At 59.7% G+C, this 26242-nt stretch carries 22 protein-coding genes; 21 read left to right on the plus strand and 1 reads right to left on the minus strand.

The annotated features are described in order from the left end of the window. Nucleotides 1-52: 52 nt before the first annotated feature. Nucleotides 53-835: a type I methionyl aminopeptidase gene (gene map / locus J1N02_RS20275; RefSeq protein ID WP_012722594.1), complete on the minus strand. Its 783-nt coding sequence runs from the start codon at nt 833-835 to the stop codon at nt 53-55. Nucleotides 836-1222: 387 nt separating this feature from the next. On the opposite strand from map, the gene rpsB reads away from it, so the two are divergent. The 21 genes from rpsB (at nt 1223) to eno (ending at nt 26218) form a co-directional block, all read left to right on the plus strand. After that, nucleotides 1223-1960 (plus strand): 30S ribosomal protein S2, encoded by a 738-nt coding sequence (rpsB, locus tag J1N02_RS20280; RefSeq protein ID WP_421147663.1) that lies wholly within the window; start codon nt 1223-1225, stop codon nt 1958-1960. 192 nt (nt 1961-2152) lie between these two features. Further along, nucleotides 2153-3016 (plus strand): translation elongation factor Ts, encoded by an 864-nt coding sequence (tsf, locus tag J1N02_RS20285; RefSeq protein ID WP_027604480.1) that lies wholly within the window; start codon nt 2153-2155, stop codon nt 3014-3016. A 211-nt stretch (nt 3017-3227) separates the two neighbouring features. Beyond that, nucleotides 3228-3971: a UMP kinase gene (gene pyrH / locus J1N02_RS20290; protein WP_003172271.1), complete on the plus strand. Its 744-nt coding sequence runs from the start codon at nt 3228-3230 to the stop codon at nt 3969-3971. Continuing rightward, nucleotides 3968-4525: a ribosome recycling factor gene (gene frr, locus J1N02_RS20295; RefSeq protein ID WP_027604479.1), complete on the plus strand. Its 558-nt coding sequence runs from the start codon at nt 3968-3970 to the stop codon at nt 4523-4525. The genes pyrH and frr overlap by 4 nt, the downstream gene beginning before the upstream one ends. 17 nt (nt 4526-4542) lie before the next feature. Beyond that, entirely contained in the window at nt 4543-5298 is a 756-nt protein-coding gene (gene uppS, locus J1N02_RS20300) for a polyprenyl diphosphate synthase (RefSeq protein ID WP_027604478.1), read from the plus strand. Next, complete coding sequence (locus J1N02_RS20305) at nt 5299-6108, plus strand: phosphatidate cytidylyltransferase (protein ID WP_421147664.1); 810 nt, start codon at nt 5299-5301, stop codon at nt 6106-6108. It begins immediately after the preceding gene. Next, the gene (gene ispC, locus J1N02_RS20310) at nt 6105-7295 is read left to right on the plus strand and encodes a 1-deoxy-D-xylulose-5-phosphate reductoisomerase (RefSeq protein ID WP_027604476.1); all 1191 of its coding nucleotides are present in this window, start codon (nt 6105-6107) and stop codon (nt 7293-7295) included. Before J1N02_RS20305 ends, ispC begins: the two co-directional genes overlap by 4 nt. 54 nt (nt 7296-7349) lie before the next feature. Further along, on the plus strand, nt 7350-8702 hold the full coding sequence (rseP, locus tag J1N02_RS20315; RefSeq protein ID WP_108573951.1) for a sigma E protease regulator RseP: 1353 nt from the start codon (nt 7350-7352) through the stop codon (nt 8700-8702). A 74-nt stretch (nt 8703-8776) separates the two neighbouring features. Next, on the plus strand, nt 8777-11164 hold the full coding sequence (gene bamA, locus J1N02_RS20320; protein WP_421147665.1) for an outer membrane protein assembly factor BamA: 2388 nt from the start codon (nt 8777-8779) through the stop codon (nt 11162-11164). Between the two features lie 45 nt (nt 11165-11209). Next, nucleotides 11210-11713, plus strand: coding sequence for an OmpH family outer membrane protein (locus J1N02_RS20325; protein WP_003219314.1), 504 nt, complete (start codon nt 11210-11212; stop codon nt 11711-11713). A gap of 3 nt (nt 11714-11716) precedes the next feature. After that, nucleotides 11717-12772 (plus strand): UDP-3-O-(3-hydroxymyristoyl)glucosamine N-acyltransferase, encoded by a 1056-nt coding sequence (lpxD, locus tag J1N02_RS20330; RefSeq protein ID WP_027604473.1) that lies wholly within the window; start codon nt 11717-11719, stop codon nt 12770-12772. A gap of 110 nt (nt 12773-12882) precedes the next feature. Then, nucleotides 12883-13323 (plus strand): 3-hydroxyacyl-ACP dehydratase FabZ, encoded by a 441-nt coding sequence (fabZ, locus tag J1N02_RS20335; RefSeq protein ID WP_003172281.1) that lies wholly within the window; start codon nt 12883-12885, stop codon nt 13321-13323. After that, complete coding sequence (lpxA, locus tag J1N02_RS20340; protein WP_027604472.1) at nt 13320-14096, plus strand: acyl-ACP--UDP-N-acetylglucosamine O-acyltransferase; 777 nt, start codon at nt 13320-13322, stop codon at nt 14094-14096. Before fabZ ends, lpxA begins: the two co-directional genes overlap by 4 nt. A 2-nt stretch (nt 14097-14098) precedes the next feature. Then, nucleotides 14099-15238: a lipid-A-disaccharide synthase gene (lpxB, locus tag J1N02_RS20345; protein WP_027604471.1), complete on the plus strand. Its 1140-nt coding sequence runs from the start codon at nt 14099-14101 to the stop codon at nt 15236-15238. After that, the gene (rnhB, locus tag J1N02_RS20350; RefSeq protein ID WP_027604470.1) at nt 15235-15867 is read left to right on the plus strand and encodes a ribonuclease HII; all 633 of its coding nucleotides are present in this window, start codon (nt 15235-15237) and stop codon (nt 15865-15867) included. The genes lpxB and rnhB overlap by 4 nt, the downstream gene beginning before the upstream one ends. 77 nt (nt 15868-15944) lie before the next feature. Continuing rightward, nucleotides 15945-19466 carry a DNA polymerase III subunit alpha gene (dnaE, locus tag J1N02_RS20355; RefSeq protein ID WP_027604469.1) on the plus strand — a complete coding sequence of 1174 codons (3522 nt, stop codon included), beginning with the start codon at nt 15945-15947 and terminating at the stop codon, nt 19464-19466. Nucleotides 19467-19594: 128 nt separating this feature from the next. Continuing rightward, nucleotides 19595-20542: an acetyl-CoA carboxylase carboxyltransferase subunit alpha gene (locus J1N02_RS20360; protein ID WP_016976871.1), complete on the plus strand. Its 948-nt coding sequence runs from the start codon at nt 19595-19597 to the stop codon at nt 20540-20542. A gap of 161 nt (nt 20543-20703) precedes the next feature. Continuing rightward, nucleotides 20704-22014, plus strand: a complete 1311-nt coding sequence (gene tilS, locus J1N02_RS20365; protein ID WP_421147666.1) for a tRNA lysidine(34) synthetase TilS — start codon at nt 20704-20706, stop codon at nt 22012-22014. Between the two features lie 274 nt (nt 22015-22288). Further along, nucleotides 22289-23920 carry a CTP synthase gene (locus J1N02_RS20370; RefSeq protein ID WP_053137224.1) on the plus strand — a complete coding sequence of 544 codons (1632 nt, stop codon included), beginning with the start codon at nt 22289-22291 and terminating at the stop codon, nt 23918-23920. A gap of 5 nt (nt 23921-23925) precedes the next feature. Then, a complete protein-coding gene (gene kdsA / locus J1N02_RS20375) occupies nt 23926-24771 on the plus strand; it encodes a 3-deoxy-8-phosphooctulonate synthase (RefSeq protein WP_027604465.1) in 846 nt (281 codons plus the stop codon). A gap of 157 nt (nt 24772-24928) precedes the next feature. Beyond that, on the plus strand, nt 24929-26218 hold the full coding sequence (gene eno, locus J1N02_RS20380; RefSeq protein ID WP_053137218.1) for a phosphopyruvate hydratase: 1290 nt from the start codon (nt 24929-24931) through the stop codon (nt 26216-26218). Nucleotides 26219-26242: the final 24 nt, after the last annotated feature.

Consider the following 26242-nt stretch of genomic DNA (forward strand, 5'->3'; position numbering starts at 1 on the left):
TTTCTATCTATCAGTCAGTCACAACACAGTTTGGGAAAACCTTGGCAGCCCTTCACGCCGAAACGCGTGGGATCGTGTCGTCGGCGCGCAGGGTGAAGATCTCGTAGCCGGTCTCGGTGACCAGCAGGGTGTGTTCCCACTGGGCCGAGAGCTTGCGGTCCTTGGTGATGGCGGTCCAGCCGTCGCCCAGCACCTTGGTGTCGGCCTTGCCCTGGTTGATCATCGGCTCGATGGTAAAGGTCATGCCTGCCTTGAGCTCCATGCCGGTGCCGGCGCGGCCGTAGTGCAGGATCTGCGGTTCTTCGTGGAAGACCGTACCGATACCGTGACCGCAGAATTCGCGCACTACCGAGAAACCGTTCTTTTCGGCGTGCTTCTGGATCACTTCACCGATGTCGCCCAGGCGGCAGCCAGGCTTGACGATCTCGATGGCCTTGTACATGCATTCCTGGGTGACCTGGGACAGGCGCTCGGCCCACACCGGCACGGTGCCGACGTGGAACATGCGGCTGGTGTCGCCGAAGTAGCGGTCCTTGATCACGGTGACGTCGATGTTCAGGGTGTCGCCGTCCTTCAACGGCTTGTCGCCCGGAATCCCGTGGCAGACCACGTGATTGACCGAAGTACAGATCGACTTGGGGAAGCCCTTGTAGTTCAGCGGCGCAGGAATGGCGCCCTGCACATTGACTATATAGTCGTGGCAGATCTGGTTCAGGGTTTCCGTGGTAACGCCGGGCTTGACGTGCTCGGCAATCATTTCCAGCACATCGGCAGCCAGTTTGCCGGCAATGCGCATGCCGGCGATGTCTTCGGCGGTTTTCAAACTAACGGTCATACAGGCTCTCTCTAGCGCGATGCGCTGAAATCAATACGGTTTACGGGCGTGCGACAAAAGGTTGCAGAACTCGCACAAGCGCCAAAAAACGCGATTCTAACAGACGCGGGCGGCAAATCATGAGCCCCCGACGATCGCTTCTCTCTATCAGATGGGGTTATATCGGCTCTATTCAAAGGCTTGCGTACACGTCGCCCAGGCCAAATGTGATTGCGTGTTTCGTTTTCGCCCTTCGTGTGGTATAAAATGCGCCGCTTTCCGGGGATACCCCGAAAAGCTTAAATCCACACACGTGTCGACACGATGACCTGGGTGCCGGAGGCCTTGATGCCGCTGGTTGGTCATTGGGATACGTGGAGGCCAAACCCGACTTATTAAGGAACTATCATGTCCCAAGTCAACATGCGCGATATGCTGAAGGCCGGTGTGCACTTCGGTCACCAGACCCGTTACTGGAACCCGAAAATGGGTAAATACATTTTCGGCGCGCGTAACAAGATCCACATCATCAACCTTGAAAAAACCCTGCCAATGTTCAACGAAGCTCTGACTTTCGTAGAGCGCCTGGCCCAGGGCAAAAACAAGATCCTGTTCGTCGGCACCAAGCGTTCCGCTGGCAAGATCGTTGCTGAAGAAGCAGCACGTTGCGGTTCGCCGTACGTCGATCACCGCTGGTTGGGCGGCATGCTGACCAACTTCAAAACCATCCGTGCTTCCATCAAGCGTCTGCGTGACCTTGAAGTGCAGGCCGAAGACGGTACTTTCTCCAAGCTGACCAAGAAAGAAGCGCTGATGCGCACTCGTGACCTGGAAAAGCTCGATCGTTCCCTGGGTGGCATCAAGGACATGGGCGGTCTGCCTGACGCACTGTTCGTTATCGACGTTGATCACGAGCGCATCGCGATCACCGAAGCCAACAAGCTGGGCATCCCTGTTATCGGCGTAGTCGATACCAACAGCAGCCCGGAAGGCGTTGACTACATCATCCCAGGTAACGATGACGCCATCCGCGCCATCCAGCTGTACATGGGTTCGATGGCTGACGCTGTCATCCGTGGTCGCAACCACGTTGCTGGTGGCACCGAGCAGTTCGTTGAAGAAGCTCCGGTAGCCGCAGCTGAGTAATTGACGCCCTGGCGTTGACTCAGTAAGCAAAAAGGGGGCTTGGCCCCCTTTTTGCCACCTCGAAAACCATTTGTCAGCAGCGCAGCTACATCACCTGTAACGTGCAGCGGCTAACAAGGGTGGTTCGGGAAGAATTGATCCCCCGTTCGATCGGGTGGAATGGTTGAAAACCTATCCAAGAGGAATTTGAAAATGGCAGCAATTACTGCAGCGTTGGTTAAAGAACTGCGTGAGCGTACCGGCGAAGGCATGATGGATTGCAAGAAAGCCCTGGAAAAGGCTGACGGCGACATCGAAAAAGCCATTGATGACATGCGTGCTTCCGGCGCCATCAAGGCTGCCAAGAAAGCAGGCAACGTGGCTGCTGAAGGCGCTATCGCTCTGAAAGAAGACGGCAAGTCTGCTGTTCTGCTGGAAGTGAACTCCCAGACCGACTTCCTGGCCCTGCAGGACGACTTCAAGGCATTTGTTGCTGCCAGCGTTGAAAAAGCGTTCGCCGACAAGCTGACTGACGTCGCTCCGCTGATCGCCGCTCAAGAAGCTGATCGCCTGGTACTGGTCGGCAAGGTTGGCGAAAACGTCAACATCCGTCGCCTGGTGCGCGTTGAAGGTGATGTTGTCGGTGGTTACCTGCACGGCAACAAGATCGGCGTTGCAGTGGTCCTGAAGGGCGGCAACGTTGAGCTGGCCAAAGACATCGCTATGCACGTAGCGGCCAGCAACCCTGAGTTCCTGCTGCCTTCGGAAGTTTCTGCCGAAGCGATCGAGCGTGAAAAAGCGGTGTTCCTGCAGCTGAACGAAGAAAAAATCAAAGGCAAGCCAGAAAACATTGTTGAAAACATGGTCAAGGGCCGTATCAGCAAGTTCCTGGCTGAGGCAAGCCTGGTTGAGCAGGCGTTCGTCAAGAACCCTGAAATCAAGGTTGGCGAACTGGCCAAGAAAGCCGGTGCTGAAATCGTTTCCTTCACTTACTTCAAGGTAGGCGAAGGCATCGAGAAGCCGGTCGACAACTTCGCTGAAGAAGTTGCTGCCCAGCTGGCTGCCGCCAAGCAATAAGACAGTTTTTAACTGTCGCCCGAAAGAGGCTGCCCGCTCACGCGCGCAGCCTCTTTTCAAATGGGCAGGCCGATTTAATTTGGCTTACCCTCGGAACTGGCTTACAAAGCCGTGTTCCGATGGCGCTGTGAGAGCGTCCAGCTAGAGTGAACGCAAGCCGTAAACGGCTCGCCAAGAATTTTTTAAAAATACGCCGCAGGAGAGATTCGCAATGGCTCAGCAGGGCAGTGGTTATCAGGCTCGCTATAAACGCATTCTACTCAAGCTTAGCGGCGAGGCCCTGATGGGCTCGGAAGAGTTCGGGATCGACCCCAAGGTGCTCGACCGCATGGCGCTGGAAGTCGGCCAGTTGGTCGGCATCGGCGTGCAGGTCGGCCTGGTGATCGGTGGCGGTAACCTGTTCCGCGGCGCGGCATTGAGTGCGGCCGGCATGGATCGGGTCACCGGCGACCACATGGGCATGCTGGCCACTGTGATGAACGCCCTGGCCATGCGTGACGCCCTGGAGCGTGCCAATATCTCGGCTATCGTGATGTCGGCTATTTCCATGGTGGGTGTGACCGATCACTATGATCGTCGCAAAGCCATGCGCCACCTGAACGCCAAAGAGGTGGTGATCTTCGCTGCCGGTACCGGCAACCCGTTCTTCACCACGGACTCGGCTGCTTGCCTGCGCGCCATCGAGATCGATGCCGACGTGGTGCTCAAGGCGACCAAGGTAGATGGCGTGTACACCGCAGACCCATTCAAAGACCCGCATGCCGAGAAGTTCGATCATCTGACCTACGATGAAGTGCTGGATCGCAAGCTGGGCGTGATGGACCTGACGGCTATTTGCCTGTGCCGCGACCACAAGATGCCGCTGCGCGTATTTAACATGAACAAGCCCGGTGCCCTGCTGAATATCGTACACGGCGGCGCGGAAGGGACTCTGATCGAGGAAGGCCAACAATGATCAACGAAATCAAGAAAGACGCCCAAGCGCGTATGCAGAAATCCCTGGAGTCTCTGAGCCACGCATTCGGCCAGATTCGTACCGGCAAGGCGCACCCGAGCATCCTGGGCAGCGTGATGGTGCCTTATTACGGCACTGATACCCCGCTGAGCGGCGTGGCCAACGTTACCGTAAAGGATTCGCGCACCCTGCAGGTCGTGGCCTTCGAGCGCAACATGCTCGCGGCAGTCGACAAGGCCATCCAGAGCGCCGGCCTGAACCTCAACCCCACCAACCTGGGTGAGTTGCTGCTGATCTCCATGCCGGCCCTGACTGAAGAAACCCGCAAGGGCTTCACCAAGCAGGCCCGCAGCGCGGCTGAAGATGCACGGGTTGCAGTGCGTAACATTCGTCGTGATGCCTTGGGCGAGCTGAAGAAGCTGGTCAAGGACAAGGAAATCAGCGAAGACGAAGAGCGTCGTGCCGTCGCCGATATCGACAAGCTGACCAAGGAAGCCGAGGCGAAGATCACCCAGGCAACCGACGAAAAAGAAAAGGACCTGATGGCCGTATAAGGGGTCAGGACGCCTTCATGGAAAAGACCAAGCAGACTGTGCCCTCCGTGGTGCCGCGCCATGTCGCGATCATCATGGATGGGAATAATCGCTGGGCGAAGAAACGCTTTATGCCGGGTGTCGCCGGGCATAAGGCGGGTGTCGATGCGGTGCGGGCCGTGATCGAGGTGTGTGCCGAGGCCAAGGTCGAGGTATTGACCCTGTTCGCGTTCTCCAGTGAAAACTGGCAGCGGCCCGCCGAAGAAGTCAGTGCCTTGATGGATCTGTTCTTCAAGGCCCTGCGTCGTGAGGCCAAGCGCCTGAATGACAACAACATCAGCCTGCGCATCATCGGCGACCGCTCGCGCTTTCACCCGGAACTGCAGGCGGCCATGCGTGAAGCCGAGGCGATCACTGCCGGCACTGACCGCTTTGTGCTGCAAATCGCGGCCAACTACGGTGGCCAGTGGGATATTGCCCAGGCTGCGCAGCGACTGGCCCGCGAAGTGCAGGCCGGTCATCTGCGGCCGGACGACATCACGCCTGAACTGTTACAGACCTGCCTGGTGACCGGCGACCTGCCGTTGCCTGACTTGTGTATCCGTACCGGTGGTGAGCATCGCATCAGCAATTTCCTCTTATGGCAATTGGCCTATACCGAGTTGTACTTCTCCGACCTGTTCTGGCCGGACTTCAAACACGATGCCATGCGCACTGCGCTGGCCGATTTCGCTTCCCGTCAGCGTCGCTTCGGTAAAACGAGTGAGCAGATCGAAGCTGGAGCCCGGGTTTAAATGCTTAAACAACGAATCATCACCGCACTGATACTGTTGCCGATTGCCTTGTGCGGGTTTTTCCTGCTGGATGGCTCCGGCTTTGCGCTGTTTATCGGCCTGGTGGTAACCCTGGGTGCCTGGGAGTGGGCGCGATTGGCAGGTTTCAACGCGCAGTTGCCGCGTGTGGTGTATGCCCTTGTGGTGGCGGTGCTGCTGTTTCTGATGCACACCCTGTCGAGCATTATCGTGCCTTGGGTGTTGGGGGCGGCGCTGCTGTGGTGGGCGCTTGCGACCTACCTGGTGCTGACTTTTCCGCGCAGCAGTGGCCAGTGGTCCAGTGTCGCCAGCAAGCTGGTGATTGGCTTGTTGATTCTGTTGCCTGCCTGGCAAGGGCTGGTGGAGATCAAGAATTCGCCCATGGGTAACTGGCTGATCATGGCGGTGATGGTGCTGGTCTGGGGCGCAGACATCGGCGCCTACTTCTCTGGCCGGGCCTTCGGCAAGCGCAAGCTGGCGCCGGCAGTCAGTCCGGGCAAGAGTTGGGAAGGCGTGTATGGCGGCCTGGCGTTGACGCTGGTGATCACGCTTGTAGTGGGTTTGGTGCGCGACTGGTCGGCGAAGGAGATCTTCCTGGCCCTGCTGGGCACGGCCATCGTCGTATTTATCTCGGTGGTCGGTGATCTCACCGAAAGCATGTTCAAGCGCCAGGCCGGGATCAAGGACAGCAGCAACCTGCTGCCGGGTCATGGCGGGGTGCTGGATCGTATCGATAGCCTTACCGCAGCCATCCCGATCTTTGCCGTGCTGTTGTGGATGACCGCTTCGTGAGCCGCCTGCAACAAGTGACCGTGCTGGGTGCAACCGGCTCGGTAGGGTTGAGCACCCTGGATGTGATCGCTCGTCATCCTGACCGCTATCAAGTGTTTGCCTTGACCGGGTTCACCCGCCTCAGCGAACTGCTGGCACTGTGCGTGCGCCACGTGCCGCGCTTTGCCGTGGTGCCCGGGCGTTCGGCGGCACGGAGCCTGCAGGATGACCTGCGGGCTGCCGGGCTGGCCACTCAGGTATTGGTAGGGGAGGAGGGGTTGTGCCAGGTCTCGGCCGATGCCGAGGTGGATACAGTGGTGGCCGCTATCGTCGGTGCGGCCGGCTTGCGTCCGACCTTGGCTGCCGTGGATGCGGGCAAGAAGATCCTGCTGGCCAACAAAGAAGCGCTGGTGATGTCCGGCGCGCTCTTCATGCAGGCGGTGCGCAAGAGCGGCGCCGTATTGCTGCCCCTCGACAGTGAACATAATGCGATCTTCCAATGCATGCCCGGCGACTTTGCTCGTGGCCTGGGCCAGGTGGGTGTGCGTCGGATTCTGCTGACCGCGTCGGGTGGTCCTTTCCGGCAAACTCCCTTGGGGGAGTTGGAGCAGGTGTCTCCGGACCAGGCGTGCGCTCATCCTAACTGGTCGATGGGGCGCAAGATCTCCGTCGACTCGGCAAGCATGATGAATAAAGGCCTGGAGTTGATCGAGGCGTGCTGGTTGTTCGATGCGCGACCGGATCAGGTCGAGGTGGTGATTCACCCGCAAAGTGTGATTCATTCACTGGTCGACTATGTGGATGGCTCGGTATTGGCCCAATTGGGCAATCCGGATATGCGCACCCCGATCGCCAATGCCCTGGCCTGGCCGGAGCGAATCGATTCCGGTGTGGCGCCACTGGACCTGTTTGCCATTGCCCGCTTGGACTTCGAGGCGCCGGATGAGCAACGTTTTCCGTGCCTGCGTCTGGCGCGTGAGGCGGCGGAGGCAGGTAACAGCGCGCCGGCGATGCTCAACGCGGCGAATGAAGTGGCCGTGGCGGCGTTTCTCGAACGGCGCATCCGCTTTCCGCAGATCGCGAGTATCATCGAGGACGTCCTGGGTCTTGAACCCGTGGTGGCAGTCAATGACCTCGGCGCGGTATTCGAGGCGGACACCAAGGCACGGGCCTTGGCCGAACAATGGTTGGACCGCAACGCGCGTTAGTCTTGTGGGCGCGATTGAGCCCTGGGGCACTGGATTGGAATGCGGAGAAATTAGATGAGTGCGCTTTACATGATTGTCGGCACCCTGGTTGCTCTGGGTGTGCTGGTTACCTTCCACGAATTCGGCCACTTCTGGGTGGCACGTCGTTGCGGCGTCAAGGTACTGCGCTTTTCCGTCGGTTTCGGCATGCCACTGGTTCGCTGGCACGACCGGCATGGCACCGAGTTCGTGATCGCGGCCATCCCGTTGGGTGGCTACGTCAAGATGCTCGATGAGCGTGAAGGTGAAGTGCCGGCCGATCAGTTGGACCAATCCTTCAATCGCAAGACCGTTCGTCAGCGTATCGCCATTGTTGCGGCCGGTCCTATCGCCAACTTCCTCCTGGCGATGCTGTTTTTCTGGGTCCTGGCCATGCTCGGCAGCGAGCAGGTGCGTCCTGTCATCGGCGCGGTCGAGGCGGATAGTATCGCCGCCAAGGCAGGTCTGGTCGCAGGGCAGGAAATTGTTTCCATTGATGGTGAGCCGACGACGGGTTGGGGCGCGGTCAATTTGCAGCTGGTCCGTCGTTTGGGTGAAAGCGGCACCGTCAACGTCGTGGTGCGTGAGCAGGACTCCAGTGCCGAGACCCCGCGCACGTTGGCCTTGGACCATTGGCTCAAGGGCGCTGACGAGCCTGATCCGATCAAGTCCCTGGGCATCCGTCCATGGCGTCCTGCGCTGCCGCCAGTGCTTGCCGAGCTGGATCCGAAGGGGCCGGCCCAGGCCGCTGGCCTGAAAACCGGCGATCGCTTGCTGGCCCTCGATGGCCAGGCGTTGAGTGAGTGGCAGCAGGTAGTCGACCTGGTGCGCGTACGCCCTGATACAAGGATTGTGCTGAAAATTGAGCGTGACGGTGCTCAAATCGACGTCCCCGTGACCCTGGCGGTACGTGGGGAAGCCAAGGCGGCCGGGGGTTACCTGGGTGCAGGCGTCAAGAGTCCGGAGTGGCCGCCCTCGATGGTGCGTGAGGTCAGTTTCGGGCCGCTGGCGGCCATTGGCGAGGGTGCAAAACGCACCTGGACCATGAGTGTGCTGACCCTCGAATCCCTCAAGAAAATGTTGTTCGGCGAGCTCTCGGTAAAAAACTTGAGTGGACCGATAACCATTGCTAAAGTGGCGGGCGCTTCTGCCCAGTCGGGTGTCGCGGATTTCCTGAATTTCCTGGCTTATCTGAGTATCAGCCTGGGTGTTCTGAATTTGCTGCCCATTCCAGTATTGGATGGGGGGCATCTGTTGTTTTATCTGGTCGAGTGGGTGCGTGGTCGCCCCTTGTCGGATCGGGTGCAGGGTTGGGGGATACAGATCGGTATCAGCTTGGTGGTCGGGGTGATGTTATTAGCCTTGGTCAACGATCTGGGTCGACTGTAACGCTTCGCTGAATTGCGAATCTGCCGCATTTTGCGGCAGTTTGTTTATTGCCAGTTGGAATAAGAAAGGACTTCATGAAACGTCTGCTGCTAACTGCGGTTCTCACCGTATTGATGATCGCCGAAGTTCACGCCGAGTCCTTCACCATCTCCGATATTCGCGTCAACGGCCTCCAGCGGGTTTCCGCGGGTAGCGTCTTTGGTGCCTTGCCGTTGAACGTCGGGGAACAGGCTGATGACCGTCGCCTGGTGGAATCCACTCGTGCGCTGTTCAAAACCGGGTTCTTTCAAGACATCCAACTGGGTCGCGAAGGTAACGTCCTGGTCATCACCGTCGTCGAGCGACCTTCCGTCGCCAGTATCGAGATCGAAGGCAACAAGGCGATCTCCACTGAAGACCTGATGAAAGGCCTGAAGCAATCCGGCCTGGCCGAGGGCGAGATCTTCCAGCGCGCCACCCTTGAAGGTGTGCGTAACGAACTGCAGCGCCAGTACGTTGCCCAGGGTCGCTACTCCGCGACCGTGGAAACGGAAGTCGTGCCGCAGCCTCGTAACCGTGTCGGCCTCAAGGTCAACATCAACGAAGGTACCGTGGCGGCCATTCAGCACATCAACGTGGTGGGCAACACCAAGTTCGCTGATGAAGACCTGATCGACCTGTTCGAGCTCAAGACCACCAACTGGTTGTCGTTCTTCAAGAGCGATGACAAGTACGCCCGCGAAAAACTCTCCGGTGACCTGGAGCGCCTGCGTTCCTACTACCTGGACCGTGGCTATATCAACATGGATATCGCTTCGACCCAGGTGTCCATCACCCCGGACAAGAAGCACGTCTACATCACTGTCAACGTCAACGAAGGCGAGAAGTACAAGGTTCGTGACGTTAAGCTCAGCGGCGACTTGAAAGTGCCTGAAGACCAGGTCAAGGCCCTGTTGCTGGTGCAGAAAGACCAGGTGTTCTCGCGCAAGCTGATGACCACCACGTCCGAACTGATCACCCGTCGCCTGGGTAACGAAGGCTATACCTTCGCCAACGTCAACGGCGTGCCTACCCCCCACGATGAAGACCACACCGTGGACATCACCTTTGTCGTCGACCCAGGCAAGCGTGCCTACGTGAACCGCATCAACTTCCGTGGCAACACCAAGTCCGCGGACGAAGTGCTGCGCCGCGAAATGCGCCAGATGGAAGGTGGCTGGGCGTCGACTTACCTGATCGACCAGTCCAAGACCCGTCTTGAGCGCCTGGGCTTCTTCAAGGAAGTGAACGTCGAAACGCCAGCCGTACCGGGTGTGGATGACCAGGTTGACGTGAACTACGCCGTGGAAGAGCAAGCGTCGGGTTCGATCACCGCCAGTGTCGGTTTCGCACAGAGTGCCGGCCTGATCCTCGGTGGTTCCATCACCCAGAACAACTTCCTGGGTACCGGTAACAAGGTGTCCATCGGCCTGACCCGAAGCGAATACCAGAGCCGTTATAACTTCGGTTATGTCGACCCCTACTGGACCGCGGACGGTGTCAGCCTGGGCTACAACGCCTTCTATCGCACCACCGACTACAAAGACCTCGACGTCGACGTAGCCAGCTATGCAATCGACAGCCTGGGCGTAGGCGCCAACATCGGTTATCCGATCAGCGAGACCTCGCGCCTGACCTTCGGCCTGACTGCGCAACAGGATGAGATCAAGACCGGTGTGTACACCGTGGACGAGATCTTCGACTTCACTCGCAAGGAAGGCGACAAGTTCCTGAACTTCAAGGCGTCCGCCGGCTGGTCCGAGTCGACCCTGAACAAAGGCGTGCTTGCCACCCGTGGTCATTCCCAGAGCCTGACGCTGGAAGCAACGACGCCGGGCAGCGACCTGTCGTTCTTCAAGCTCGACTACCGTGGCCAGTTGTTCCAGCCGCTGAGCGATAACTACACCATGCGCCTGCACACCGAGCTGGGCTATGGCGACGGTTATGGTTCCACCAATGGGCTGCCGTTCTACGAGAACTACTACGCGGGTGGCTTCAACTCCGTGCGGGGCTTCAAGGACAGCACCCTGGGTCCACGTGGTACACCGAGCCGTGGCGTTGGTGTGACCGGTAACCAGGGCACCGTCGCTGACTCCGACAACGACCCGCTGCCATTCGGTGGTAACGTGTTGATCCAGGGTGGTGCGGAAATCCTGTTCCCGCTGCCGTTCGTCAAGGATCAGCGGTCCCTGCGTACTTCGGTCTTCTGGGATGTGGGTAACGTGTTCGACTCCAAGTGCGAACAGATCACCAACCCAAGCGGCGTGAAGTCACGGACTGAGTGCAACGACGTGAGCCTCAGCAACCTGGCGAGCTCGGTGGGTGTCGGTGTGACCTGGGTGACTGCGCTTGGCCCGTTGAGCTTTGCTCTGGCCATGCCGATCAAGAAACCGGATAACGCTGAAACCCAGATTTTCCAATTCTCCCTCGGCCAGACGTTCTAAGCGTCTGACCCAAGATAACGACAACGGATTCTGTAGGAGTACATCGTGCGTAAGTTGACTCAATTGGTTCTGCTGGCCACCGTGCTGGTAGCCACCCCGGCCTTCGCCGAAATGAAAATCGCCGTCCTGAACTATCAGATGGCCCTGCTGGAATCCGATGCGGCCAAGAAATACGCCGTGGATGCCGAGAAAAAATTCGGTCCGCAACTGACCAAGCTCAAGACGTTGGAAAGCAGCGCCAAGGGTATCCAGGACCGTCTGGTAGCGGGTGGCGACAAGATGCAGCAAGGCGAGCGCGAGCGTCTGGAGCTTGAGTTCAAGCAAAAGGCCCGTGACTACCAGTTCCAATCCAAGGAGCTGAACGAAGCCAAGGCTGTTGCCGACCGTGAAATGCTGAAACAGCTGAAGCCTAAACTCGACAGCGCCGTGGAAGAAGTCATCAAGAAAGGTGCCTTTGACCTGGTGTTCGAGCGTGGCGCCGTGATTGACGTCAAGCCTCAATACGACATCACCCGTCAGGTGATCGAGCGCATGAACCAGCTGAAGTAAGCCATGACCGCGACTATCAAGCTCGGCGAGTTGGCCGAGTTCCTGGGAGCCACCTTGCGTGGTTCCCCGGAGAAGGAAATTACTGGGCTAGCCACCTTGCAGGAGGCTGGCCCAGCTCAGTTGAGCTTCCTCGCAAACCCCCAATACCGTAAATACCTGGTCGACTGCCAGGCCGCAGCCGTGTTGCTGAAGGCCGCTGACGCCGAGAGTTACGCCGGGGATGCCCTGGTAGTGGCTGACCCCTACCTGTCGTACGCAAAGGCGTCGCATCTGTTCGACCCGAAGCCCAAGGCAGCAGGTGGTGTTCATCCGTCTGCGGTTATCGCCGATGATGCCCAGGTTGACCCTGCGGCCAGCATCGGTGCGTTTGCGGTGATCGAGAGCGGCGCACGCATCGCGGCCGGTGTAACGGTCGGTGCACATTGCTTTATCGGCGCTCGCTGTGTAATCGGCGCCGATGGTTGGCTGGCACCTCGCGTGACCCTGTACCACGACGTGCGTATCGGTGAACGTGTGGTCATTCAGTCGGGTGCGGTGATCGGCGGTGAAGGCTTTGGCTTTGCCAACTCGAAAGGCGCCTGGCACAAGATCGCCCAGGTCGGCGGCGTATTGATCGGCGACGACGTGGAAATCGGTGTCAACACGGCGGTCGATCGCGGGGCCCTGGCCGATACCGTGATCGGTAACGGCGTGAAGCTCGACAACCAGATCCAGATCGCCCACAACGTGCAGATTGGCGATCACACCGCCATGGCCGCCTGTGTAGGCATTTCCGGCAGCACCCGGATCGGCAAGCATTGCATGCTCGCCGGTGGCGTAGGGCTGGTGGGGCATATCGATATTTGCGACAACGTTTTCATCACCGGCATGACCATGGTCACCCACTCGATTACCGAACCGGGGGCCTATTCATCTGGTACCGCCATGCAGCCCGCAGCTGAATGGCGCAAGAGCGCAGCACGTTTGAGGCAGCTCGACGACATGGCTCGACGTCTCAAACAGCTGGAAAAGCGTGTTGGGGACGTGACCCCTGGCGGTAATGCTTCATCAGAAGGCTGATACCATTTCCATATCAAGTGTGCACAGCCGCTAGACTGCCTCCTTGATTTGCTAGCGGGGCGTGCGTTTAGTCGCCCGCCCCCAATCTTTATTACAGGCTTCCCCCCGAAATGATGGACATCAACGAGATTCGCGAATACCTGCCTCACCGTTACCCGTTCCTGCTGGTGGACCGTGTAGTGGACCTGAATGTTGAGGAAAAGCGCATTCGTGCCTACAAGAATGTCAGCATCAACGAACCGTTCTTCAACGGTCACTTTCCCGCGCATCCCATCATGCCGGGCGTATTGATCATCGAAGCAATGGCCCAGGCTGCCGGTATCCTTGGTTTCAAAATGCTCGACCTCAAGCCTGCCGACGGCACGCTTTACTATTTCGTGGGCTCCGACAAGTTGCGCTTTCGCAACCCGGTTACCCCGGGTGACCAGTTGATCCTGGAAGCCAAGTTCATCAGCTGCAAGCGCCAGATCTGGAAGTTCGAATGCCAGGCCTCGGTAGATGGCAAGCCGGTGTGCTCTGCCGAGATCATCTGTGCGGAACGCAAACTATGAGTTTGATTGACCCTCGCGCAATCATCGATCCGTCGGCCGTACTGGCCGCCGACGTTGAGGTCGGCCCCTGGTCGATCATCGGCGCAGGTGTGGAAATCGGCGAGGGGACTGTCATCGGGCCGCACGTGATCCTCAAGGGTCCGACCCGCATTGGCAAACATAACCGCATCTACCAGTTTTCCTCGGTAGGCGAAGACACCCCGGACATGAAGTACAAGGGTGAAGAAACCCGCCTGGTAATCGGTGATCACAACATCATCCGTGAAGGCGTGACCATTCACCGTGGCACCGTGCAGGATCGTGCCGAGACCACGCTGGGTGATCACAACCTGGTCATGGCCTATGCCCATATCGGTCATGACAGCGTGATCGGCAACCACTGCATCCTGGTCAACAACACCGCGTTGGCTGGCCATGTACACGTTGACGATTGGGCGATCCTGTCCGGTTTTACCCTGGTGCATCAGTATTGCCATATCGGCGCCCACAGCTTTTCCGGCATGGGCACTGCCATCGGCAAGGACGTTCCGGCGTTCGTCACGGTGTTCGGCAACCCGGCCGAAGCCCGCAGCATGAACTTCGAAGGCATGCGCCGTCGTGGCTTCAGCGAAGAGGCGATCCACGCCCTGCGCCGCGCCTACAAGGTGGTCTACCGTCAGGGGCTGACGGTGGACCAGGCGTTGATCCAACTGGCCGAGCCGGCAGCGTTGTTTCCGGAAGTCGCGGTGTTCCGTGACTCGATCCAGGCGTCGACCCGCGGCATCACCCGCTGATCATGGCTACTCTGCGTATCGCGCTGGTGGCCGGAGAAGCTTCCGGCGACATTTTGGGCGCAGGTCTGATGCGGGCACTCAAGGCCCGGCACCCTGCGGTGGAGTTTATCGGCGTCGGCGGCCCGCTGATGCAGGCCGAAGGCCTGACGTCATACTTCCCCATGGAGCGTCTGTCGGTCATGGGCCTGGTCGAGGTGCTGGGTCGCCTGCGTGAGCTCCTGGCTCGTCGCAAGCTGCTGATCCAGACGCTGATCGAAGAAAAGCCCGACGTGTTTATCGGCATCGATGCGCCGGACTTCACCCTCAATATCGAACTCAAGTTGCGTCAGGCCGGGATCAAGACCGTGCACTACGTCAGCCCCTCTGTGTGGGCGTGGCGGCAGAAACGTGTGTTGAAGATCCGCGAAGGCTGCGACCTGATGTTGACCCTGTTGCCGTTCGAGGCCAGGTTCTACGAGGAGAAGGGCGTGCCGGTAAGGTTTGTCGGGCATACCCTGGCTGACAGCATTCCTTTGCAGGCTGATCGTGCAGCCGCGCGTGCCGAGCTGGGGTTGCCCGAAGGCCCGCTCGTTGCGCTGATGCCGGGCAGTCGAGGCGGCGAAGTGGGCCGTCTTGCCAGCGTGTTTTTCGATGCTGCCGAGCGCCTGCAAGCCTTGAAGCCCGGGATACGGTTCGTGTTGCCCTGCGCCAGCCCGCAACGGCGTGCACAAATCGAGACGCTGCTGGTCGGTCGCAATCTGCCATTGACCCTGCTCGACGGCCAGTCGCACCTGGCCCTGGCGGCCTGTGATGCGGTGCTGATCGCTTCGGGCACCGCGACCTTGGAGGCCCTGCTCTACAAGCGCCCGATGGTCGTGGCCTATCGCCTGGCACCGCTGACCTTCTGGATTCTCAAGCGCATGGTCAAAAGTCCTTACATCTCCTTGCCCAACTTGCTGGCCCAGCGCTTGTTGGTGCCGGAATTATTGCAGGACGATGCAACCCCCGAAGCCCTCGCGCAAACCCTATTGCCCTTGATCGACGGCGGCGAAGAACAGACCCGCGGTTTTGACGACATTCACCGCACCCTGCGCCGTGATGCCTCGAACCAGGCGGCCGACGCCGTATTGACCTTGATCGGCCAAAAACAGGAAGCTTTATGAGCACGCAAATAGGCCTGGATTTCAGCCTCGTTGCCCAAACCCACGAACTGGTGGCCGGTGTTGACGAAGTGGGGCGCGGCCCGCTGTGTGGCGCGGTGGTGACGGCGGCCGTGATCCTGGATCCGAACCGTCCGATCCTGGGCCTCAACGACTCGAAAAAACTCACCGAAGCGCGTCGTGAAAAACTCTACGACGAAATCTGTGAAAAGGCCCTGAGCTGGCATATCGCCCGGGCCGAAGTCGAAGAAATCGACGAATTGAACATTCTGCACGCCACGATGCTGGCCATGCAGCGTGCCGTTGAAGGCCTGCATATCACGCCAAAACTGGCGATGATCGATGGCAACCGTTGCCCGAAGCTGGCGATGCCGGCTGAGGCGGTGGTCAAGGGTGATAGCAAGGTTCCAGCCATTGCCGCCGCGTCGATCCTGGCCAAGGTCAGCCGAGACCGTGAAATGGCTGCCTTCGAATTGATTTACCCCGGCTACGGCATCGGGGGCCATAAAGGCTATCCGACGCCCGTTCATCTGGAAGCCCTGGCCCGTCTCGGCCCAACGCCGATCCATCGGCGCTCGTTTGCCCCGGTGCGCCAGGCTTATGAGCTGCGCGAGAACCTCAGCGAGGTTTAGTCGCAAGGCTGATGTTTTTGCCAAGGCCCGGTACAATCCCGGGCCTTGTTGTTTCTAAGTTTCTGGACAGGATCACTATGCCGGCTTCATTCGTTCACCTGCGCCTGCACACTGAATACTCCCTGGTCGACGGCCTTGTACGGATCAAACCGCTGGTCAAGACCCTGGTGGGCATGAACATGCCTGCGGTCGCGGTTACCGATCAGAACAACATGTGCTCCCTGGTCAAGTTCTACAAGAACGCCATGGGCGCCGGCATCAAGCCGATCTGCGGCGCCGACCTGTGGCTGTCCAACAAAGACCCGGATAACCCCCTGAGCCGCATCAGCCTGCTGGCGATGAATGGCGTGGGTTATCGCAACCTCACCGAATTGATTTCCCGTGGCTTTATCGACGGCCAGCGCAACGGTTCGATCATCATCGAGCGCGAATGGGTCGCCGAGGCCAGCGAAGGCCTGATCATGCTGTCGGCCGCCAAGGAGGGCGAGATCGGTATCGCACTGCTGGGCGGCAATCCCCATGAAGCCGAAGTGCTGGCAAGGGAGTGGATGCAGGTCTTCCCCGACCGTTTCTACCTGGAAGTCCAGCGCACCAACCGCCCCAACGATGAAGAGCATCTGCACGCCGCCGTAGCCCTGGCCGACAAGCTGGGCGCGCCCTTGGTGGCGACCAACGATGTGCGCTTTATCAAGAAGGAAGATTTCGAGGCCCACGAAACCCGCGTGTGCATCGGTGAAGGCCGGGCCCTGGATGACCCGCGTCGTTCCAAGAACTACAGCGAAGAGCAGTACCTCAAGAGCGCGGAGGAGATGGCCGAGCTGTTCAGCGACCTGCCCGAGGCCCTGGAAAACTCCGTCGAGATCGCCAAGCGCTGCAATATCGAAGTGAAGCTGGGCAAGCACTTTTTGCCCAACTTCCCGATTCCCGATGGCATGACCATCGACGAGTATTTCCGCAAGGTGTCGTTTGATGGTCTGGAGGAGCGGCTCTCCGTCCTGCTGCCGAGGGACACCACCGAAGATTACGAGGCCAAGCGCCAGGTTTATGTCGATCGGCTGAATTTCGAGCTGGATATCATCATCCAGATGGGGTTCCCCGGTTACTTCCTGATCGTGATGGACTTTATCCAGTGGGCCAAGAGCAACGGCGTGCCGGTAGGCCCGGGCCGGGGCTCGGGTGCCGGCTCGCTGGTCGCCTATGTACAGAAGATCACCGACCTTGATCCGCTGGAATATGACCTGCTGTTCGAACGGTTCCTGAACCCGGAACGGGTGTCCATGCCCGACTTCGACGTCGACTTCTGTATGGACGGTCGCGACCGTGTGATCGAATACGTGGCCGAGAAATACGGTCGCAACGCCGTGAGCCAGATCATCACCTTCGGTTCCATGGCGGCCAAGGCGGTTATCCGTGACGTAGCGCGGGTGCAGGGTAAGTCCTACGGCCTGGCGGACCGCCTGTCGAAGATGATCCCGTTCGAAGTCGGCATGACCCTGGAAAAAGCCTACGAGCAGGAAGAGATCCTGCGCGACTTCATCAAGGTCGATGAAGAGGCCGCCGAAATCTGGGAGATGGCGCGCAAGCTCGAGGGCGTGGTGCGTAACGTCGGTAAGCACGCCGGTGGTGTGGTCATTGCGCCGACCAAGCTGACTGACTTTTCGCCTATCTATTGCGATGAAGAGGGCGGCGGCCTGGTCACCCAGTTCGACAAGGACGATGTGGAGGCGGCCGGCCTGGTGAAGTTCGACTTCCTCGGCCTGCGCACCCTGACGATCATCGACTGGGCACTCAAGACCATCAACCGCGACCGCGCCAAGGTCAACGAAGAACCGCTGGATATCGCCTTCATCCCGCTGGACGACAAGCCCACCTACACCTTGCTGCAAAAAGCCGAAACCACGGCGGTGTTCCAGCTTGAATCCCGCGGCATGAAAGAGCTGATCAAAAAGCTCAAGCCCGACTGCCTGGAAGACTTGATCGCACTGGTGGCCCTGTTCCGTCCGGGCCCGCTGCAATCGGGCATGGTGGATGACTTCATCAACCGTAAGCACGGTCGTGCCGAGCTGGCGTACCCGCACTCCGACTACCAGTACGAAGGCCTCAAGCCGGTATTGGCGCCGACCTACGGCATCATCCTGTACCAGGAACAGGTGATGCAGATCGCCCAGGTGATGGCCGGCTACACCCTCGGTGGCGCGGACATGCTGCGGCGTGCGATGGGTAAGAAAAAGCCCGAGGAAATGGCCAAGCAACGCGGCGGTTTCATTGAGGGTTGCGCCACCAACAATATCGATGCCGACCTGGCCGGTAACATTTTCGACCTGGTGGAAAAATTCGCCGGTTACGGCTTCAACAAATCCCACTCCGCCGCCTACGGCCTGGTGTCGTACCAGACCGCCTGGCTGAAAGCCCACTACCCGGCGCCGTTCATGGCTGCGGTACTTTCGGCGGATATGCACAACACCGACAAGGTCGTGACCTTGATCGAGGAAGTGCGCACCATGAAGCTGCGCCTCGACGCGCCGGACGTGAACGCCTCGGAGTTCAAGTTCACGGTGAACGACGAAGGCCGCATCATCTATGGCCTGGGCGCTATCAAGGGCGTGGGCGAAGGCCCGGTGGAAGCCATCACCGAAGCGCGCCAGGACGGACCGTTCAAGGATCTGTTCGACTTCTGCGCACGGGTTGACCTCAAGCGCATCAACAAACGTACCCTCGATGGTCTTATCCGCAGCGGCGCACTCGACCGTCTCGGCCCGTATTTCCATGATGAGCCGAAGGCGTACCAGGCGAATATCGACCGCAACCGCGCGGTGCTGCTCACCGCCATGGAAGAAGCGATCAAGGCCGCCGAACAGACCGCCCGCACCCACGACAGCGGCCACGCCGACCTGTTTGGCGGGTTGTTCGTCGAAGAAGATGCGGATGTGTATGCCAACCACCGCAAGGCCAAGGACCTGACCCTCAAGGAGCGCCTCAAGGGTGAAAAAGACACCTTGGGCCTGTACCTCACCGGTCACCCGATTGACGAATATGAAGGCGAAATCCGCCGTTTTGCCCGTCAACGTATTATCGACCTGAAGCCGGCGCGTGATACCCAGACCGTCGCCGGCATGATCATCGCCCTGCGAGTGATGAAAAACAAAAAGGGCGACAAGATGGGCTTTATCACCCTCGACGACCGCTCGGGGCGGATCGAGGCGTCGCTGTTTGCCGACGCCTTTCATTCCGCGCAGTCGCTGCTGCAGACCGACGCCATGGTGGTGGTGGAAGGGGAGGTCAGCAACGATGACTTCTCCGGCGGCTTGCGCCTGCGGATCAAGCGGGTGATGAGCATGGAGGACGCGCGCACCAACCTGGCCGAAAGCCTGCGCCTGAAGGTGAAGACCGAAGCCCTCAAGGGCGATCAGCTACGCTGGTTGGGTGACCTGCTCAAGCGCCATCGTGGTGCCTGCCCGGTGACCATGGAGTACACCGGCAACGACGCCAAGGCCATGTTGCAGTTTGGCGAGACCTGGCGAATTGATCCCGCTGACGGCTTGATTCAAGCTTTGCGTGACCAGTTCGGTCGTGACAACGTCTTCCTCCAATACCGTTGACGGTCAGGACGCCTGACCTCGGCTGAACATTTAATCTCGACCTAAACGCGCCTCTCCCTTAAGGTAGGGCGCGAATAGACAACCGGCTGGCCAGGCAACCCTTGGCCGTCGACCCAAGACGGACGCTTATGAACCCGAATTTTCTTGATTTCGAACAGCCGATCGCTGACCTGCAAGCCAAGATCGAAGAGCTGCGCCTGGTCGGCAATGACAATTCGCTGAATATCGGCGATGAGATCGCTCGCCTGCAAGACAAGAGCAGCACGCTCACCGAAGACATCTTCGGCAAGCTGACCAGCTGGCAGATCGCGCGCCTGGCCCGCCACCCGCGCCGTCCGTATACCCTGGACTACATTCAGCACATCTTCACCGAGTTCGACGAGCTGCACGGCGACCGCCATTTTTCCGACGACGCGGCCATCGTGGGCGGTATCGCTCGCCTGGACGACCAGCCGGTCATGGTCATCGGTCACCAGAAAGGCCGTGAAGTGCGCGAGAAAGTACGCCGCAACTTCGGCATGCCGCGTCCGGAAGGCTACCGCAAGGCGTGCCGCCTGATGGAAATGGCCGAGCGCTTCAAGATGCCGATCCTGACCTTTATCGACACCCCGGGTGCTTACCCGGGTATCGACGCCGAAGAGCGCAACCAGAGCGAAGCGATTGCCTGGAACCTGCGAGTGATGGCCCGCCTGAAAACCCCGATCATCGCCACCGTGATTGGTGAAGGTGGTTCTGGCGGTGCACTGGCGATTGGCGTCTGCGACCAGTTGAACATGCTGCAATATTCGACCTATGCGGTGATCTCGCCGGAAGGTTGCGCCTCGATCCTGTGGAAAACCGCAGAAAAGGCGCCGGACGCTGCTGAAGCCATGGGCATCACCGCCGATCGCCTCAAAGGCTTGGGTATCGTCGACAAAGTGATCGCCGAGCCATTGGGCGGCGCCCACCGCGACCCGGCCGCCGCCGCCGCGACTATCCGTGCCGAGTTGGGTTCGCAACTGGCGATGCTCAAGAAGCTGGATAACGAAGCGCTGCTGGCCCGTCGTTACGAGCGCCTGATGAGCTACGGCCTCTAAGGCCGCAGCGGTACTAATGTGGGAGGGGGCTTGCCCCCGATTGCTGAGTGTCAGTCACTGTATTCACTGGCTGACGCTCCGCTATCGGGGGCAAGCACCCTCCCACATTTGCTTTGTGTATGCTTGGCTTGGGTATTCCAGATTTGCGGCGGTAACCTGTGATGAAACCGACTTTATCCGCCAAACTCCTGCACGCCCTGGCCCCCTGGCGCAACGCCCCGGCTTGGCATATCGCCTTCTCCGGTGGTCTTGATTCCACTGTCCTGCTGCATCTCCTGGCCAACGCCGAAGCCCTTCCGCCTCTAAGCGCTGTCCATGTCCATCATGGCCTGCAAGCCGCCGCCGACACCTGGCCGAGCCATTGCCAGTCGGTGTGCGACAGCCTGGGCGTCCCCTTGCGGGTCATGCGCGTGCACGTGCAGCCCGGCGCCAGTCTTGAGCGTGCAGCGCGTGATGCACGTTACCGGGCGTTTACCGAGGTGATCGGGGCAGGGGAAGTGTTACTCACCGGCCAGCATCGCGATGATCAAGCCGAAACCCTGCTATTCCGCCTGCTGCGCGGTGCCGGGGTGCGAGGGCTCGCCGCAATGCCTGCGCATCGTCCGTTGGCAGGTGGTTTCCTGGTGCGGCCGTTGCTGGAGGTCTCGCGCGCCGAGCTGGAAGCCTACGCCGATGAGCATCAACTCACGTGGATTGAAGATCCTTCCAACACCGATCCACGTTTCTCCCGTAATTACCTGCGTCACCGCGTGATCCCGACGCTGACGGCGCGTTGGCCCCAAGCTGTCTCCAGTCTGGCCCGGACTGCCGACCACCTCGGTGAAGCCCAGGCGCTGCTGGGTGAACTGGCCTGCATGGACCTGCAAGCCGCCGATCAACCTTCGCGGTTTCCTTGGTTGGTGTTGCCATCATTGGACCTTGGTCCACTGCGCGAACTTTCCGATGCCCGCCAGCGCAATGTCCTGCGCCATTGGCTGGCGCCGCTGACCCGTTTACCCGACAGCGACCATTGGGCCGGCTGGTATTCCCTGCGCGACGCCAAGGGCGACGCGCAGCCCTTATGGCGTCTGGCTGATGGGGAGTTGCACCGTTGCGGCGCACGCATCTGGTGGTTGCCTCGCGGCTGGTCGGAGTTTTCCCACGCATCGGTGAGCTGGCCTGATCCGCAAAAGCCACTAGAGTTACCCGGCAATGGCCTGCTGGAAATGAGCGGCAAGGTGCCCGAAGGCCCGCTGGAGGTGCGTTATCGCCAGGGCGGCGAAATGCTTGAATTACCTGGCCGAGGCCGGCGTGACTTGAAGCGCCTGCTTAATGAACAGGGGGTGCCGGGCTTCATCCGTGGCAGATTGCCGCTGCTGTATCGGGGCGAGCAATTGCTCGGCGTGCCCCTCCTCACAGGACTCTGGGCCGCACCGAGTGAAGCTTGGCAATTACATTGGATGCCAGAGACCTGCGATCAAGGTTTGAGCTGATAGCGCCTTTCCGGTAGACTACGCTCCCTTCTTGATACAACTTCTGTGGATTCGCCTGAATCGCAGCAGTTGCCGATTACCAAGCAGTCTTTGCTGGGCGATTCCAAAAAATGTGTAGCGATCAACGTACCGGCAGTTTCACTGCTGGTCTGTCACAACGCGGCGGTTTTTTTGAAAGGTGCACTGTGATTAATGCAGGTGATCGGGGGCTTCGGCCTCTCTTCGCTTTCCCCGGCGGCTCGGACCGCTTTAACGCAGACTTCTAGGGTTTTTCATGACGCGCTACATATTCGTCACGGGCGGTGTTGTTTCTTCATTGGGGAAAGGCATTGCCTCCGCTTCATTGGCGGCCATCCTGGAGGCGCGGGGGCTTAAAGTCACCATGCTCAAGCTGGACCCGTACATCAACGTCGACCCGGGCACCATGAGCCCGTTCCAGCACGGTGAAGTGTTCGTCACACACGACGGCGCCGAGACCGACCTGGATCTGGGCCACTACGAGCGGTTCATCCGCACGACCATGACCCAGAACAACAACTTCACCACCGGCCGTGTCTACGAGCACGTGCTGCGCAAAGAGCGCCGTGGTGACTACCTGGGTGCAACCATCCAGGTGATCCCGCACATCACCGACGAGATCAAGCGCCGCATCATCAAGGGTGCAGGCGATGCCGACGTGGCGATGGTCGAGATCGGTGGCACCGTGGGTGACATCGAATCCCAGCCGTTCCTCGAAGCCATCCGCCAGCTGCGTTTCGAAGTCGGCGCCAAGCGCGCGATGCTGATGCACCTCACGTTGGTGCCGTACATCGCCACCGCCGGCGAAACCAAAACCAAGCCTACCCAGCACTCGGTCAAGGAACTGCGTTCCATCGGCCTGCAGCCGGACGTACTGGTATGCCGCTCCGACCACCCGATCGACATTTCCTCGCGTCGCAAGATCGCGCAGTTCACCAACGTTGAAGAACGTGCGGTGATCGCCCTGGAAGACGCCGACACCATCTACAAGATCCCGGGCATCCTGCATTCGCAAGGCCTGGATGATTTTGTGGTCGAGCGTTTCGGCCTGCAGTGCAACGGCGCGGACCTGTCCGAGTGGGAAGCCGTGGTTGACGCCAAGCTCAACCCTGAGCACGAAGTCACCATCGCCATGGTCGGCAAGTACATGGAACTGCTGGATGCGTACAAGTCGCTGATCGAAGCGATGAGCCACGCGGGCATCAGCAACCGTACCAAGGTCAACCTGCGCTACATCGATTCCGAAGACATCGAGAACCAGGGCACCGCGCTGCTCGAAGGTGTCGATGCGATCCTCGTTCCAGGCGGTTTCGGCCTGCGTGGCGTGGAAGGCAAGATCACTGCCGTGCAGTACGCTCGCGAGAACAAGGTGCCGTACCTGGGCATCTGCCTGGGCATGCAAGTGGCTGTTATCGAGTTCGCCCGTAACGTGATGGGCTGGAAAGACGCCAACTCCACCGAGTTCGACAGCAAGAGCGGCCACCCGGTCGTGGGCCTGATCACCGAGTGGGAAGACGCCACCGGTGCCGTCGAAACCCGTACCGAAAGCTCCGACCTGGGCGGCACCATGCGCCTTGGCGCGCAAGACTGCCTGCTGGAGCCGGGTTCCCTGGTTCATGATTGCTACGGCAAGGACGTGATCGTCGAGCGTCACCGTCACCGCTACGAAGTGAACAACAACCTGCTGCCGCAGATCAAAGAGGCTGGCCTGAAAATCTCCGGTCGCTCCGGTGATGGCGCGCTGGTGGAAGTGGTCGAGGCCCCGGATCATCCATGGTTCGTCGCTTGCCAGTTCCACCCCGAGTTCACCTCGACTCCACGCGACGGTCACCCGTTGTTCAGCGGTTTCGTCAAGGCTGCACTGACGCAACACCAGAAGAAGGCGTAAACCTGATGGCCCAGAAGATCATTCGCGTAGGCGACATCGAGATTGCCAACGACAAGCCCATGGTGCTGTTCGGCGGCATGAACGTGTTGGAAAGCCGTGACATGGCGATGCAGGTCTGTGAAGAGTACGTCAAGGTTACCGAGAAACTGGGTATCCCCTACGTGTTCAAGGCCAGCTTCGACAAGGCCAACCGTTCGTCCGTGACCTCCTATCGCGGCCCGGGCCTTGAAGAAGGCATGCGGATCTTCCAGGACATCAAGCAAGCCTTCGGCGTGCCGATCATCACCGACGTCCACGAGCCTGAACAGGCTGCCGTGGTCGCCGAGGTGTGCGACATCATCCAGTTGCCGGCCTTCCTGTCGCGCCAGACCGACCTCGTGGTCGCGATGGCCAGGACCGGCGCGGTGATCAATATCAAGAAAGCCCAGTTCCTCGCGCCCCAGGAGATGAAACACATCCTGAACAAGTGCGTGGAAGCGGGTAACGACCAGTTGATCCTCTGCGAGCGCGGTTCGAGCTTCGGCTACAACAACCTCGTGGTGGACATGCTCGGTTTCGGCATCATGAAGCAGTTCGAATACCCGGTGTTCTTCGACGTGACCCACGCGCTGCAAATGCCCGGTGGTCGCGCCGACTCCGCCGGTGGGCGCCGTGCCCAGGTACTGGACCTGGCCAAGGCCGGCATCAGCCAGTCCCTGGCGGGCCTGTTCCTCGAAGCCCACCCGGACCCGGACAACGCCAAATGCGACGGCCCATGCGCCCTGCGCCTGGACAAGCTGGAGCCATTCCTGGCCCAGCTCAAGCAGTTGGACGAACTGGTCAAGAGTTTTCCGACGGTAGAGACCGCGTAAGCGTTGATTCTCCGGTAGACTTTCCCATGCTTTACGCTCAGGCCTACGGGCCTGAGCCTTGTCGCCTGCAAGCCTGCCCCGTTGTTCCACCCTTGCGGTCGGTCAAAAGATTTCCTTCAGCTGCGTCGTTTTCGTCAACTTTGGAGTGTTTACAACAATGGCAAAAATCGTCGACATCAAAGGTCGTGAAGTTCTCGACTCCCGTGGCAACCCCACCGTCGAAGCCGACGTGCTTCTCGATAACGGCATCATCGGCAGCGCCTGCGCGCCGTCCGGTGCTTCCACAGGTTCGCGCGAAGCGCTGGAACTGCGTGATGGCGACAAGAGCCGTTACCTGGGCAAGGGTGTCCTCAAGGCTGTAGCCAACATCAACGGCCCGATCCGTGACCTGCTGCTGGGCAAGGACCCGCTGGACCAGAAAGCCCTGGACCACGCGATGATCAAGCTCGACGGCACTGAAAACAAAGGCAGCCTCGGCGCCAACGCCATCCTCGCCGTGTCCCTGGCTGCTGCCAAGGCGGCCGCCCAGGACCAGGACCTGCCGCTGTACGCCCACATCGCCAACCTGAACGGTACCCCGGGTGTCTACTCGATGCCGGTTCCGATGATGAACATCATCAACGGTGGCGAGCATGCCGATAACAACGTCGACATCCAGGAATTCATGGTGCAGCCGGTCGGCGCCAAGACCTTCTCCGAAGGCCTGCGCATGGGCACCGAGATTTTCCATCACCTCAAAGCCGTGCTGAAAGCTCGTGGCCTGAGCACTGCCGTAGGTGACGAAGGTGGTTTCGCACCGAACCTGGCGTCCAACGAAGATGCACTGAAAGTGATCTCCGAAGCCGTGGCCAACGCCGGCTACACACTGGGCACCGACGTGACCCTGGCCCTGGACTGCGCCGCCAGCGAGTTCTACGAAGATGGCAAATACAACCTGTCCGGCGAAGGCCAGGTGTTCAACTCCGAAGGTTTTGCCGAGTACCTGAAGGGCCTGACCCAGCGCTATCCGATCATCTCGATCGAAGACGGCCTGGACGAGTCCGACTGGGATGGCTGGAAGATCCTCACCGACAAGATCGGCGAGAAAGTCCAGCTGGTGGGTGACGACCTGTTCGTGACCAACACCAAGATCCTGAAAGAAGGCATCGACAAAAAGATCGCCAACTCGATCCTGATCAAGTTCAACCAGATCGGCACCCTGACCGAAACCCTGGAAGCCATCCAGATGGCCAAGGCTGCGGGCTACACCGCCGTGATCTCGCACCGCTCCGGCGAAACCGAAGACTCGACCATCGCCGACCTGGCCGTGGGCACTTCGGCGGGCCAGATCAAGACCGGCTCCCTGTGCCGTTCCGACCGTGTGTCCAAGTACAACCAATTGCTGCGTATCGAAGAGCAACTGGCCGGCAAAGCCAAGTACAACGGTCGCGGCGAGTTTCGCGGCTGATCGGTAAGTGGTAAAAAGTCGGTG

It is taken from the genome of Pseudomonas sp. NFX5 (assembly GCF_049132125.1).
Lineage (GTDB): Bacteria > Pseudomonadota > Gammaproteobacteria > Pseudomonadales > Pseudomonadaceae > Aquipseudomonas > Aquipseudomonas marginalis.